Source organism: Gallibacterium genomosp. 2 (assembly GCF_000771895.1).
Classification (GTDB): Bacteria; Pseudomonadota; Gammaproteobacteria; order Enterobacterales; family Pasteurellaceae; genus Gallibacterium.
Window position 1 is genome coordinate 24,664 of the sequence record NZ_JPXY01000021.1, and the last position, 14,500, is coordinate 39,163.

14 protein-coding genes are annotated in these 14,500 nt (G+C 40.5%); 9 read left to right on the forward strand and 5 right to left on the reverse strand.

What is annotated here, in order from left to right:
* Together lptA and lptC are read right to left on the reverse strand one after the other, a co-directional pair.
* Complete coding sequence (gene lptA / locus P375_RS04905; RefSeq protein WP_013746237.1) at window positions 1-519, reverse strand: lipopolysaccharide transport periplasmic protein LptA; 519 nt, start codon at window positions 517-519, stop codon at window positions 1-3.
* Window positions 500-1,054, reverse strand: coding sequence for an LPS export ABC transporter periplasmic protein LptC (lptC, locus tag P375_RS04910; RefSeq protein ID WP_039135092.1), 555 nt, complete (start codon window positions 1,052-1,054; stop codon window positions 500-502). Before lptC ends, lptA begins: the two co-directional genes overlap by 20 nt.
* Before the next feature lie 137 nt (window positions 1,055-1,191).
* Between lptC and P375_RS04915 the strand changes: the two genes are divergently transcribed.
* The 7 genes from P375_RS04915 (at window position 1,192) to dnaE (ending at window position 8,149) form a co-directional block, all read left to right on the forward strand.
* On the forward strand, window positions 1,192-1,986 hold the full coding sequence (locus tag P375_RS04915) for an ATP-binding cassette domain-containing protein (protein WP_039135012.1): 795 nt from the start codon (window positions 1,192-1,194) through the stop codon (window positions 1,984-1,986).
* A 20-nt stretch (window positions 1,987-2,006) separates the two neighbouring features.
* The gene (gene mlaE, locus P375_RS04920) at window positions 2,007-2,768 is read left to right on the forward strand and encodes a lipid asymmetry maintenance ABC transporter permease subunit MlaE (RefSeq protein WP_039135097.1); all 762 of its coding nucleotides are present in this window, start codon (window positions 2,007-2,009) and stop codon (window positions 2,766-2,768) included.
* A gap of 16 nt (window positions 2,769-2,784) precedes the next feature.
* Window positions 2,785-3,294: an outer membrane lipid asymmetry maintenance protein MlaD gene (gene mlaD, locus P375_RS04925; RefSeq protein WP_039135014.1), complete on the forward strand. Its 510-nt coding sequence runs from the start codon at window positions 2,785-2,787 to the stop codon at window positions 3,292-3,294.
* A 46-nt stretch (window positions 3,295-3,340) separates the two neighbouring features.
* Window positions 3,341-3,964: a phospholipid-binding protein MlaC gene (gene mlaC / locus P375_RS04930; RefSeq protein ID WP_231924164.1), complete on the forward strand. Its 624-nt coding sequence runs from the start codon at window positions 3,341-3,343 to the stop codon at window positions 3,962-3,964.
* A gap of 25 nt (window positions 3,965-3,989) precedes the next feature.
* On the forward strand, window positions 3,990-4,325 hold the full coding sequence (locus P375_RS04935; RefSeq protein ID WP_039135020.1) for an STAS domain-containing protein: 336 nt from the start codon (window positions 3,990-3,992) through the stop codon (window positions 4,323-4,325).
* A gap of 20 nt (window positions 4,326-4,345) precedes the next feature.
* Window positions 4,346-4,600, forward strand: coding sequence for a BolA family protein (locus tag P375_RS04940; RefSeq protein WP_039135023.1), 255 nt, complete (start codon window positions 4,346-4,348; stop codon window positions 4,598-4,600).
* Window positions 4,601-4,675: 75 nt separating this feature from the next.
* On the forward strand, window positions 4,676-8,149 hold the full coding sequence (gene dnaE / locus P375_RS04945) for a DNA polymerase III subunit alpha (protein WP_039135026.1): 3,474 nt from the start codon (window positions 4,676-4,678) through the stop codon (window positions 8,147-8,149).
* Between the two features lie 97 nt (window positions 8,150-8,246).
* Here the strand turns inward: dnaE and P375_RS04950 are convergent, their stop codons facing one another.
* Window positions 8,247-9,320 carry a TrmH family RNA methyltransferase gene (locus tag P375_RS04950; RefSeq protein WP_039135029.1) on the reverse strand — a complete coding sequence of 358 codons (1,074 nt, stop codon included), beginning with the start codon at window positions 9,318-9,320 and terminating at the stop codon, window positions 8,247-8,249.
* Window positions 9,321-9,463: 143 nt separating this feature from the next.
* Between P375_RS04950 and pssA the strand changes: the two genes are divergently transcribed.
* Entirely contained in the window at window positions 9,464-10,822 is a 1,359-nt protein-coding gene (gene pssA, locus P375_RS04955; RefSeq protein WP_039135100.1) for a CDP-diacylglycerol--serine O-phosphatidyltransferase, read from the forward strand.
* A 23-nt stretch (window positions 10,823-10,845) separates the two neighbouring features.
* Window positions 10,846-11,706 (forward strand): YicC/YloC family endoribonuclease, encoded by an 861-nt coding sequence (locus tag P375_RS04960; protein ID WP_013746225.1) that lies wholly within the window; start codon window positions 10,846-10,848, stop codon window positions 11,704-11,706.
* A 34-nt stretch (window positions 11,707-11,740) separates the two neighbouring features.
* Here P375_RS04960 and P375_RS04965 read toward each other — a convergent pair whose 3' ends face one another.
* Together P375_RS04965 and P375_RS04970 are read right to left on the reverse strand one after the other, a co-directional pair.
* Window positions 11,741-12,631: a YgfZ/GcvT domain-containing protein gene (locus P375_RS04965; protein WP_039135033.1), complete on the reverse strand. Its 891-nt coding sequence runs from the start codon at window positions 12,629-12,631 to the stop codon at window positions 11,741-11,743.
* A gap of 51 nt (window positions 12,632-12,682) precedes the next feature.
* Window positions 12,683-14,470, reverse strand: coding sequence for a DEAD/DEAH box helicase (locus tag P375_RS04970; RefSeq protein ID WP_039089101.1), 1,788 nt, complete (start codon window positions 14,468-14,470; stop codon window positions 12,683-12,685).
* Between the last annotated feature and the right edge of the window lie 30 nt (window positions 14,471-14,500).

Below are 14,500 nucleotides of genomic sequence, written 5' to 3' on the forward strand. Positions count from 1 at the left end.
CTAATTCGATTTTAATTGGTTTGGAATCAAAATGGTTTTCACACGAGAATTACCGTTACCATTCGCTTTCAACTGTTGTTTTTTCACATCATAAGTGATGATATCGCCATTAATACGGCTATCTTCTTGCTTCAACTGTGCATTATCGATAAGTGTTAAAAACTCTTTGCCTAAATCATAATGGACTTTGTCCGCATTGCCGTAAACCATTTTGCCGTTATCCAATTTCTGTTGGAATTTCACCGGTTTACCGTAAGCATCCACCGTCTCTTTTTTATTATCGGCTTTCTCTTTCTCGTTCGGGCGTGTAATCACCACTTTATCGGCATTAATTTTGACACTGCCTTGCGTAATCACCACATTGGTATTGAAAGTCACAACATTATTGGTTAAATCTAACGACTGATTATCCGACTCGATGTTAATCGGCTGTTCTGAATCACCGGTCAACGCATTTGCCGAATAGCTGACAAATAAAGCGAGTAACGCAAAAGCAAAATTAATTTTTTTGGATTTCATAATATGTTTTAACCTGTTCTTTTAATGTTGCGGATTCTTTTCTCAAATTGCCATCCAATGCTTTTCCTTGACTGGTAAAATTCAGCCCGGTCAAGGTCACCATTGTATCAGATGTTATATCCTGTGTCGTTAAATTGACAAACGCCCGCTCTGCATCAATCGTCTGCAACTTTGAAGTTTCAACTAAACTTTGCAATTTCACATTGCCCCGCAAAGTCAATTTATCCTTATCCGTCAATGTGGCGGTATCCGCCTGTAAACGCCAAGTTTTTATCTGATTTTCATCATAAACATACAGAATCGGCTGACTGAATACGGTCTTATCATTATTAAAATAATCGACATTACTGGATTGCGCCTGATATTGGATTGATCCTGTCGGACCGAATACTGTTGTTGTCATCTGTTTGGCGATATATTCTGGTGCGGAATCATCTTTCACTAGGGTTGGCACATTATTATGCTGTAGCGAATAAAGCCACGCCAACAAAGCAAACACAATCACCGCAAGTAAAATATTCCAACGAATGGACATAAACAAAATACCTTTTTCAGTAAAAATTTTAGCCGCAAAATAATAGCATAAAATCGTTATTAATGAGTTATTTTTCAACAAAACGCTTTCTTCTGTTAAAATAGCGGCTTTACGATCAAGAACATAAGGCAAAACAGATGCAAGATATTCTTATCGAAGTGAAAGATCTCATTTTCAAACGCGGTGAAAGAACGATTTATAACGGTCTGAATTTAAAGATCGAACAGGGCAAAATCACCGCGATTATGGGGCCTTCCGGAATCGGTAAAACCACTTTATTGAAACTCATCGGCGGTCAATTAATTCCGGAGCAAGGTCAAATTCTGTTTGATGGTCAAGATATTTGTAATTTATCCAGCAAAGCCCTTTATAAGGTGCGGGAACGGATGGGAATGTTGTTCCAGTCAAGTGCGTTATTTACCGATATGACCACCTTTGAGAATGTGGCTTTTCCTATTCGCGAACATACCAAACTGCCGGAAAGCATTATTCGCAAAATGGTGTTAATGAAATTAGAAACTGTCGGTTTGCGCGGCGCAGCAAATTTGATGCCGAATGAGTTATCGGGCGGAATGGCTCGTCGTGCCGCACTAGCTCGTGCAATTGCGTTAGATCCAGATTTAATTATGTATGATGAACCTTTCACCGGGCAGGATCCAATCAGTATGGGGGTGATTGTTGATTTAATCAAAAAATTAAATCAAACCTTGAATCTAACTTCTATTGTTATTTCGCACGATGTCACAGAAGTTTTAAGTATCGCCGATTATGCTTATATCGTGGCGGAACAAAAAATTATTGCGGAAGGTATGCCTCAACAACTACGGCAGAGCCAAGATCCACGTGTGGTTCAATTTTTATCTGGACAAGCAGATGGTCCAGTGAAATTCCACTATCCGGCACAAAACTATGAAGAGGAATTATTTCAGTGAAAATCACAATTATTGAGTGGATGGGAAAACGTGGCATTCATTGGTTGCGCACGTTGGGGAAATCTGCCTTAATGCTTTATGGTGCATTAATCGGTGTCCCTCAGTTTAGAAAAAATTTTCCTTTAGTTGTCAAACAGTTATATGTGTTAGGCGTACAATCCTTGCTGATTATTGTGCTTTCCGGCCTTTTTATCGGTATGGTACTTGGTTTACAGGGTTATGTTATTTTGGTCGATTTTTCTGCTGAAACCAGCTTAGGGCAACTCGTTGCATTATCACTGTTACGTGAACTTGGGCCAGTGGTAACAGCATTGCTTTTCGCTGGTCGAGCCGGCTCTGCATTGACGGCGGAAATCGGTTTAATGAAAGCAACAGAACAACTTTCCGGACTAGAAATGATGGCAGTCAATCCTTTAAGGCGTGTTATTGCCCCTCGTTTTTGGGCGGGAATGATTGCAATGCCATTACTTGCCTTAATCTTTACTGCTGTGGGCATATGGGGTGGCTCTTTAGTCGGCGTTGACTGGAAAGGTGTTGACAGCGGTAGTTTCTGGTCGGTAATGCAAAGCGCTGTTGTTTGGGGCAAAGACATCGGTAATGGCATCATTAAAAGTTTATGTTTTGCACTCAGCGTAGTTTGGATCGCATTATTTAACGGCTACAATGCTTTACCAACTTCAGAAGGTATCAGCCAAGCTACGACCAAAACTGTAGTACAGTCTTCATTAGTGGTATTGGCATTAGATTTTATTTTAACTGCATTAATGTTCGGCGGAAGTTAATCAAAAAGGACAATTTATGAAAAACACAATGAAATATGAATTTTGGGTTGGGCTTTTTTTATTATTAGGCATTGCCGCCTTAGTTTTCCTAGGCTTGAAAGTGGCCAATATTCAAAATTTTAGTGAATCACAAACATACCGTGTAGAGGCAACTTTTGATAATATAGGCGGTCTGAAAGTAAGAGCGCCGGTGAAAATTGGTGGTGTAGTTGTCGGTCGCGTCAATAAAATTGAATTGGATCCAACCACCTATTTACCAAAAGTAACGCTAGTGATTGAGCAACAATATAATCAAATTCCGGATAACAGTTCATTATCGATCAAAACCGCCGGTTTATTGGGTGAACAATATATTGCTTTAAATATCGGTTTTGATGATGGAGAAACCCCGATGTTGAAAGACGGTAGCAAAATTGTTGATACCAAATCAGCAATGGTGCTGGAAGATTTAATCGGGCAATTTATCTATGGTGATAAAAAATCCAATGATTCCGCCACAGAATCAAGCGAAACAAATAAAGAATAAATTATCTTAAAGGAGAACAAATATGTTACAACGCTATCTCAAAAAAATGGCTTGGTCATTAATCACCACCACTTTAATGTTGGTCAGTTGTCTTGCCAATGCCGAACAAAATCCTTATCAACTAATGCATCAAGCATCTGATAAACTCTTTGCTGATATTACACAAAATCAGAACAAAATTAAGCAAAATCCAAACTATTTACGTACTATTGTCAAACAAGATTTAATGCCTTATATTCACGTTAAATATGCCGGTTCATTAGTTTTAGGCAATTCAAGCTTTAAAACTACAACATCGGAACAACGTGAGCAATTTTTCACGACTTTCGGCAACTACATAGAACAAGCTTATGCTCAAGTTTTAACTTTTTATAATGGACAAAAAGTTACCATAGAACCTGAAAAACCTGTTGACGGTAAAAATATTGTCAATATTCGTGTTACCGTTGAACAAAATAACGGTGCTGCTCCAATTAAATTGGATTTCAAATGGCGTAAAAACAGTAAAATTAATCAATGGCAAGCTTACGATATGGCGGTTGAAGGCGTGAGTATGGTTGAAACTAAGAAAAATGAGTGGAGTAGTGTACTACGCAAACAGGGTATTGAAGCACTCACTGCTCAGATCGCAAAATCAGCAAGTATGCCGATAACTTTAGATAAAAAATAAAATTTCAGCCATTAAGGGATTTTGGATGAGCGATGATAATTTAATCTGGCAACTGGAGCAGGTTGAACAACAGGCTATTGTTACCTTAAACGGCATATTAAATCGTGAAACTGTGCCACAACTATGGCGACAACGCCAGCAGTTCAGCTTGAAAGAGAATGCTAATTTGCAAAGCTGTCAACAGATAATCTGGGATTTACAACAAATCATCCATATTGATTCCGCCGGTTTTGCTTTACTGACTGAATTATTGCTATTAAATCCGGTTGAAAAAGTGCGATTAATTAATCTACCGGAACAATGCAAAAATCTGGCAGCGTTATTTTCATTAGATCAATGGTTACACCAATATTTAATTTAATCAATAATTAGAGAACATTTATGGATCCAAAAGAAATTGAACAATTATTAAAACAAACACTTAATTTAGATGAAGTTTATGTGCGTGGTGAAAATGCCCATTATGATGTGATTGCAGTTAGCGATAAGTTTGCTGATTTATCACGTGTTAAACAACAACAAATGATTTACGCACCATTAATGGAGCATCTTGCCAGCAATGCTATTCACGCATTAACCATCAAAACCTTTACCGTTGATAAATGGAAACGTGAAAAGCTCTTTTTTAATCTATAATATCTCTCATTAATTTATGCAGAAAGGTGCGTGAATTCGCACCTTTCTAATGTAGAATCATCTTTAGGAAAAATTATGTCATCACCGAAATTTGTTCATTTGCGCATTCATAGCGACTTCTCAATGATTAATGGTCTAACCAAAATAAAAACATTGGTTGATGAATGTGCAAAGCAACAAATGGTGGCAATGGCATTAACCGATTTTACTAACTTCTGTGGTTTAGTGAAATTTTATGGTGCAACCTTAGGTAAAGGCATTAAACCAATTGTTGGTGCGGATGTTTTAGTCAATAGCGAAGAGCTTCCGGATGAACCGTTCTCTCTAACACTGCTCGCCAAAAACAATGTCGGCTATCAAAATATCACTTTATTGCTTTCCCGTGCTTATCAGCGCGGTTATCGTGAGTATCCAATGATAGACAAAGAATGGCTGATTGAACACGCTGAAGGTGTTATTATCCTTTCCGGTGGCAAAGACGGTGATGTTGGTAAGTTTCTCGTGAGAGGAAATCAAAATTCTGCGGAGAACTGCCTAGCTTTTTATCAACGTCATTTTTCAGATCATTTTTATCTTTCTATCAGCCGCACTGGTCGTAATGATGAAGAACATTATCTGCAACAGGCGGTCGACTTAGCGGAGCAACACCAAATTCCACTAGTTGCGACTAATGATGTAATGTTTCTTACGGAGGATGATTTTGAAGCTCACGAAATCCGTGTCGCTATTCACGATGGCTATACGCTAGATGATCCTAACCGCCCGAAAAAATATAGTCCACAACAATATTTCCGTAGTGAACAGGAGATGTGCGAATTGTTTTCCGATCTCCCACAGGCTCTCGAAAACAGTGTTTACATTGCACAACGTTGCAATGTTACCATTCGCTTAGGTCAATATTTTCTACCTCAATTTCCGACCGGAAAATTAAGCACTGAGGAATACCTAATTCAACAGGCAAAAACCGGTTTAGAGCAACGTTTAGCTGTTCTTTTCCCTGATGAACAGGAACGACAACAAAAACGTGCCAAATATGATGAACGCTTGGAAACTGAACTAAAAGTAATCAACCAAATGGGATTCCCCGGTTACTTCCTAATCGTGATGGAATTTATCCAGTGGTCAAAAGATAACAATATTCCGGTTGGACCGGGACGAGGTTCCGGTGCCGGTTCTTTAGTGGCTTATTCCCTTAGAATTACCGATCTTGATCCGCTGCAATTTGATCTGCTTTTTGAACGTTTCTTAAATCCAGAACGTGTTTCAATGCCGGATTTTGATGTCGATTTCTGTATGGATGGTCGCGACCGCGTAATTGAACACGTGGCACAAATGTATGGACGGGATGCTGTATCGCAAATTATCACTTTCGGTACTATGGCAGCAAAAGCAGTAATTCGAGATGTTGGACGAGTGCTTGGTCATCCATATGGTTTTGTTGATCGCATTGCAAAACTGATTCCCCCTGATCCCGGTATGACTTTACAAAAAGCATTTGATGCCGAACCTAAATTAGTCGAGGTTTACAACAGCGATGAAGAGGTTAAAGCACTGATCGATATGGGGCGTAAATTAGAGGGAGTTACCCGAAATGCAGGGAAACACGCCGGTGGTGTGGTTATATCACCAAGCAAAATTACCGACTTTTCGCCAATTTACTGTGATTCCGAAGGTAAACATCCTGTTACTCATTTTGATAAAAGTGATGTTGAATATGCCGGTTTGGTCAAATTCGACTTCTTAGGCTTACGCACGCTCACTATTATCCAATGGGCGGTTGATATGATTAACGAACGTATGCGACGTGAGGGCAAACCGGAAATCAATATTCACCATATTCCATTGGATGATGAAAAATCCTTTAAATTGCTACTAGATGCGCAAACAACTGCGGTATTCCAACTGGAATCGCGCGGAATGAAAGATTTAATCCGCCGTTTAAAACCTGACTGTTTTGAAGATATTATCGCATTAGTGGCACTATTTCGTCCGGGACCATTACAATCCGGAATGGTGGATAACTTTATTCGCCGTAAACACGGGGAAGAAGAAATCTCCTATCCAGATGCTGAATATCAGCACGAATCCCTTAAACCAATTTTAGAACCAACTTACGGCATTATTTTGTACCAAGAACAGGTGATGCAAATTGCACAAGTGCTTGCTGGTTATACCTTAGGTGGTGCGGATTTATTACGCCGAGCAATGGGAAAAAAGAAACCGGAAGAGATGGCAAAACAACGTTCTGTTTTCAAAGAGGGAGCAATTAAAAACGGTGTTGACGGCGAATTAGCAATGAAAATTTTCGATTTGGTGGAAAAATTCGCCGGTTACGGTTTCAACAAATCACATTCTGCCGCATATGCACTGGTTTCCTACCAAACACTTTGGCTAAAAGCTCACTTTCCTGCTGAATTTATGGCGGCAGTAATGACATCAGAAATGTACAAGGTGGAAAAAATCGTCAATTTCTATGATGAAAGTTTGCGAATGGGTTTAAAAGTTGTTCCTCCCGATATTAATACCGGTAAATACGGCTTCAGTGTGAATGAAAAAGGGGAAATCGTTTATGGCTTAGGCGCAATTAAAGGTGTGGGAGAAGCTCCCGTTGAAAATATTATTGAAGCTAGAACATCGGGTGGACTATTTCGTGATCTGTTTGATCTATGTGCTAGAGTGGACTTACGCAAAATTAATCGGCGCACCTTTGATAATCTGATTAAAGCTGGCGCATTAGATAAACTTGGGCCGCACCGTGCTGCAATTGCACTAAATTTAGAAGATGCCCTCAAAGCCTCCGATCAGCACGCCAAAGATGAAGCATTAGGACAAACAGATATGTTCGGTGTATTGGCAAGTTCACCGAACCAAGTAGAACAAGCTTACGCCAATGCCCCTAAATGGACAGAAAAAATGGTGTTAGATGGTGAACAAGAAACATTGGGATTATATTTAAGTAGCCATCCAATCAGCCGTTATGTGAAAGAGTTATCACACTATGGCAATCGTTTATCAGAAGTGAGTGTCACTCGTCGTGGCGAAAGCTGCACCGTATCAGGGTTAGTAGTTAATTTCCGATCACTGGTTACTAAACGAGGTAATCGTTTAGGAATTCTAACCCTAGATGATCGCTCGGCAAGAATGGATATTACTCTATTCTCTGATGCTTTAGAGCAATTTGAAGAAAAAATCCATAAAGATCATATTGTTATCGTTAGTGGTTCTGTCATTCCTGATGATTTCACCGGCGGTATCCGAATGATTGCTAGAGAGATCAATACACTAGAAGAGATTCGCCAACGTGTGGTAAAAAGCCTAGCAATTGCGATTAAACAAAAACAGTTAAATAACGACTTTATCGAACGCTTTAAACAAATCCTAACCCCTTATGCACAAGGCACTATCCCAGTTCATATCTATTATGATAGTCCGAACGGTCGAGCAATGCTCACTTTAGGCATTGAATGGCGTATTACACCACACGATGATCTCATTTCTGATTTAACCGCTTTTATCGGCGAAGAGCAAGTTGAGTTGGAGTTTGACTAAAAAGAAAAACGAATCCGCACCTTAAAAATTATTCTTGATATTAACTATGTAGGTGCGGATTTTATAACAAAAACTCACTTGGTATTTTATCAATAATCTAGAAATACCATTTAGACAACAAAACACCTGCGGTAACTGCCACATTTAGCCCAGTTGAAAGTGGATTAGTTATCGATAACGCCACATTAGTCACATCAGGATCGAGATCTTTAATCGTATTTTCCGACAACACAATTGCCACTTTGTCCTGTAACTCTAATTTGTTTAGTGCAATCGCCTGTTTGGATAAACTGGCGCGTATCAGTTGATAACCTGCCTGTTTTAACAAATCTAACGCTAATGTCGGATGTGCGACTTCAAATAAACGTAAATATTCGATACCACCTTCAGCAACACGCATTGCTGCCGGGCTTTGTACTGTATCAATCTTATCTGTTACCACATTCTGTACGCCATAAAATGCCAATGTTTTCAAGACGCCGCCAATATTCGCTGCATTGCCGATGCCATCCAACACGACAATACAATCTCGTTTTCTAGGCGTTTCTAAATAACTTTTCAGCATTAGCGGCGGACGTTTTTTCACTAATAAACAGATGCCGCCGTGATGCTCCGTACCACTGACAAGCTGCAATTCGTCCCCTTTCACCACGTGATAAGCCTTTTTATTTTCTGCTAAATAGCTCATCATTTCGCCGGCTTTTTTCGTTAATTCCTGCGTGACCCATAAGCGCACAATATCTTGTGGACGATGTTCAAATAAGGCAAAACACGCCGCTTCGCCATAAACTTTCACCTCTTCGGCACGATTTTGGCGGATATTTTCCGGTGCACGTGGCGATAACGCACCTTTCTTTTTCACTTTTTGTTGTGGCACATTGGATTTAATCGTTACCGTTACACTTCCCTCGCCAAGCGTACCTGCTTTATGTGCGGTAATCTGCTGTTTATCTCCCCAAATAGAACGTGGTTCGCGTGGTTGGCGGAATTTATTTTGATCCGAAAAACCTGATCGCTTGTCGTCATTGAAACGATCCTGTTTTTTATCGCCGAAACGTGGCTTATCTGAAAAACGTGATTTGCCTTTCTGATCACGTTCGGTGCGATCCTGACGGCGATTGTTATCGGAAAAACGGAATTTATTTTCTTGGAAAACTGGTTTTTTATTCATTGGATTATTTTCAGGTTGGATAATAGGAAAATTTCGCCCATTATAACTGAAACAGTTGAGAAGTCTTAACAAATAATTGTAAACTTAGGCATTTTATAGAAAAGCGCAACGTCATAATGGCTGCGCATAACCATAATTATATTATGTTACTATCAAGATTAGATCGTGCGAAAAGAAGATTAGCTCGTTTGCCTGCGTATACACTGGAAGCGCAACAGGTTGAAATTATCCTATCTTCCAAAGCATTTAAACAGCAAATACTGGAACTTATCAGCCAGGCTAAAAAACGCATTTACATTACCGCACTTTATTGGGAAAAAGATGAAGCGGGGCAAGAGATTCTTGAGGCCGTTTATCAGGCAAAACAGAACCATCCGCAGTTAGATATTAAAATTTTTGTCGATTGGCATCGTGCACAACGTGGACGCATCGGTGAAGATCAACAAAGCAGCAATGCCGATTGGTATGCGGCAATGCGTCAGAAATACGGTTTTGATGATGTCATTGTTTATGGTGTGCCGATCAACACCCGTGAGATTTTCGGCGTGTTGCACATTAAAGGTTTTATCTTTGATGATACCGTGCTTTATAGCGGTGCAAGCATTAACAATGTCTACTTGCATCAACTGGATCGTTATCGCTACGACCGTTATCAAAAAATTACCAATCCACAATTAGCCGACTGTCTGGTTGAATTTATCCAACAAAATTTAAATGATATTTGTGCGGTAAATCGCCTTGATCAAGCGCGAAAACCAACCAAAGAGTTACGCCCTGCGATTCGTTCTTTCCGTAGAAATTTGATTTTAACCGGTAAATATCATTGCCGTACCAAACAACATCTTGAAGACGGCAGATTCACCGTTACACCACTGTTCGGACTGGGTAAAAACAATCTGCTGAATAAAGTGATTGAAGCCTTATTTGTAGTAACTCAGCAAAAATTAACGATTTGCACACCTTATTTCAACTTTCCGCGTTCATTACAACAACGCATCCGCACTTTGCTGCACGAAGGCAAAAAAATTGAAATCATCGTTGGCGACAAAACTGCGAACGATTTCTACATTCCGCCATCCGAACCGTTCAAAATGGCAGGGGCATTGCCTTATCTTTATGAGAAAAACTTACGCCAATTTGCACGGAAGTTTGCCGAATTTATTGATAATAAGCAGCTTACTATCCGCCTATGGAAAGACGGTGAAAACAGTTATCACCTTAAAGGCGTTTGGGTTGATGACAATTACATTTTGCTTACCGGTAATAATTTAAATCCGCGTGCTTGGCGTTTGGATGCGGAAAACGGTTTACTGATTCAAGATTTGGATCACAAGCTGACTGCTCAAACCTGCACCGAATTGGCGGAAATACGCACTTACACCACTATTCTTAATAGCTATCAACAATTGGATAAACCAAGCGATTATCCGGCGCCGGTACAAAAAATCTTACGCCGTTTTGAGCGGATTAAAGCAGATCATTTGGTTAAGATGATTTTATAGTTTCACCATAAGAGAAGTAATGAATGATTTATAGTATGACAGCATTTGCACGCCACGAAATCCAAGCAGAATGGGGCTGTGCAGTTTGGGAGATTCGTTCTGTTAATCAGCGTTATCTGGAAACTTTTTTTCGTTTACCCGAGCAGTTCAGAGCGTTAGAAAATACACTGCGAGAAACATTAAGACAACGCTTATCACGCGGTAAAATCGAATGCAGTTTGCGCATTGAATTAAATCAGGCAAAATCCGGATTAAACCTTAATCAAACGTTCGCTCGCCAAGTAATGGAGGCTTTGCATTGGATTAAAACTGAATTAAATGACGGTCAAATTAATCCGATTGATATTCTACGTTATCCGGGTGTAGTGGAAGATGCCGGCGTTGATGTCGATGAGCTTAGTCAGGAGCTGCTTGCCGGTTTCAATGCATTATTGGATGATTTTATTGCAATGCGTGCACGAGAAGGGGAAAAGTTAGCGCAAGCGATTAGCACTCGTTTACAAGCAATTGCCACTGAAGTGACATTCGTTCGTAATAAAATGCCGGAAGTGCTGCAATGGCAGCGTGAACGCTTATTACAACGTTTTGAAGAGGTGCAATTACAGCTTGAACCGAGCCGCTTGGAACAGGAGATGATTTTGCTGGCACAACGTATTGACGTTGCTGAAGAGTTGGATCGTTTGGAAATGCACATCAAAGAAACCAACAACATTATCAACAAAGGTGGTGTTGTCGGTCGCCGTTTAGATTTTATGATGCAGGAGCTGAATCGAGAATCCAACACGTTGGCATCCAAGTCAATTAATACCGAAATCACCAACGCTGCGGTCACGTTGAAAGTGTTAATTGAACAGATGCGTGAGCAGGTGCAAAATATCGAATAAGCAAAAGGCAGATCATTTGATCTGCCTTTAATTTTTACTGCTCTTCAAATCTGTTTTCCAATAGCTGGTAAACCGCGCCATCTTCTGCTAAACGGAACGGTGTTTCCGGCGGCACGTCTTTATTCAACACCACTTGTAGCCACGTTTGCTGTTGATAATGGGCGAAATTAATGATTGTGCCTGTTTTTCGCCAACCGTTTTCTAACGCCATTTGCACGCTGGAACCGATTTCAACCGCCTCAATCTCATCCGCCACCAAGGTAAACATCGCCAACTTATTTGCACCACGATACTTAGCACGTGCAATGGTTTCTTGACCGATATAACAACCTTTAGTGAACGAAATTGCCTGTTCCAAATGCTGTAAATTTAATGCTTGCGGAATAAATTCCCCTTGTGCCGTAGCGGTAAATAACGGCTCACCATTAACGATATTCAACCATTTCCACTGTTCTGCCTGTTCCGCCTGTGCCTGCTCGCTCTCACTGAATAACAGGTAAAAATCATTCTCTGCATTAACACGTACTAATGTTTTATCTGCTGTTGTAGTGACTTCTGCATCAGTGATTAAATCATTCGGCAGACAATCTTCACTAAAGGCGGCAATGTGCAAATTTTTCTCAACAAAAGTAACTTTAGAAAAAACCGCATATTTTTTTAACTGCTGTAATGCCAGCGGCAACAAACTGTTGTTAAACACAAACCAAAATTGCTCTGCGGAAAATTTTATTAATCGGAATAAAGAGATCACCTTACCTTTCGGATCACAATGCGCCGCTAAGGTCGAGCTGTTTGCGCTCATATTGACGACATCACAAGTTAATTGCCCCTGTAAAAAAGTTTGGCTGTCTACACCATTGATCTCAATGACGCAATAATTATTCAATTTGGCTGCCAACCCGTTGATATTATTTAAACTGGACATTTTTCGCTCCTCAGCCTAAAAATAGGGCTTGCAATACAAGCCCATTCTTCATTAATGACGCGCAAATTTTTTGCGATTTTCTTTAAATTTCCGTTCTTTACCGGAATGCGATCTCTTAGTAAAAGATTCTCCCTCACGCCCTTTTTTACGTGGCGAATGTTTGCCTTCATCGCTATTTTTCGCCATTTCCAATAAAGACATTTTCATTGGTTTGCCAACAACATAAGTACGTTGGAAATGTTGCAACAAAGGTTTCGGCATTTCTACCGGCAACTCCACTGTTGCATAATGATCATACAATTTAATATGACCGATATAACGACTGCTGATATTGCCCTCATTTGCAATCGCACCGACAATATGACCAACTTCTACGCCATCGGCACGACCGACTTCAATACGATAAAGATCCATCGGCAATTCATTTCTTACCCCACGACGCTCTGCCGAACGTGGATTTTCTCTACGCTCCCGATCAGCACGATCTCGTCTGTTCTCACGACGTGCCGGTTTAATTTCCGGATCTGGCGGCAGGATTAATTTCTGTTTACCTTGCAATAACATCATCATTGCCGCGGCAATATCTTCTTGCGATTGATCCGCCGCAAATATATCTTCCAATAGACTGCGATATTGATCGAGATCGTGATGTTCCAACTGTGCTGTAATCCGCTGACGGAATTTATCACGTCTAACTTGTTGTAACTGCTCGTGATTCGGGATCTGCACCTCATCAACCGTTTTCTTCATCAAACGTTCAATGTTGCGTAACAACCGTTTCTCTCTCGCTTCAACGAACAACAGCGCACGTCCGGCACGTCCGGCGCGACCGGTACGTCCAATACGATGCACATAAGATTCAGGATCAAGCGGAATATCATAATTCACCACTAAACTGATACGATCAATATCAATACCACGTGCTGCCACATCCGTTGCCACCACAATATCCAAACGACCGTTTCTTAATTTATCCAGTGTTTGTTCACGCAGCTGTTGTGTCATATCACCATTGAGTGCCGCACAACGAAAACCGTTACGTTCAAGCAGATCTGTCACTTCGGTGGTGCCGGTTTTAGTGCGAGTAAAAACAATTGCAGCATCAAACTCTTCCACTTCAAGGAAACGCACTAACGCTTCACTTTTTCGGAAGCCATTCACAAACCAATAAGATTGTGTGATATCCGGTGCAGTCTGTTGTGTAGATTGAATTTTGATCTCTTGCGGTTCACGCATAAAACGGCGTGTGATCCGGCGAATCGGTTCCGGCATTGTCGCTGAAAATAGGGCTGTCTGGTGCGATTCCGGCAATTCCGCCATCACGGTTTCAACGTCTTCAATAAAGCCCATTCGTAACATTTCATCGGCTTCATCAAGCACAATGGCTTTCAAGGCACTTAAATCCAATGTTTTACGACGAATATGATCCAAAATTCGTCCCGGTGTGCCGACAACCACTTGCGCACCCTGTTTTAATGCGCGTAATTGAATATCATAACGTTGACCGCCATAAACGGTAACAATATTGATACCTTTTAAATTTTTCGCAAATTGTTCGCACGCATCTGCCACTTGGATAGCCAATTCTCGTGTCGGTGCCATCACTAAAAGTTGCGGATATTTTTTATCAAGATCGATTTTGCTTAATAACGGCAATGCAAACGCGGCTGTTTTTCCACTACCGGTTTGCGCCATACCCAACACATCTTCACCATTCAATAAATGCGGAATACACGCTTGCTGGATAGGTGAAGGGTTAATAAAACCTAGGTCTGAAATTGCAGATAAAAGGTTTTCCGGCAGACCTAAATCTGCAAAAGTCATTGTTTGTTCTGTCATGTAAATACCAAAGTATAAATTTTTGTTTTA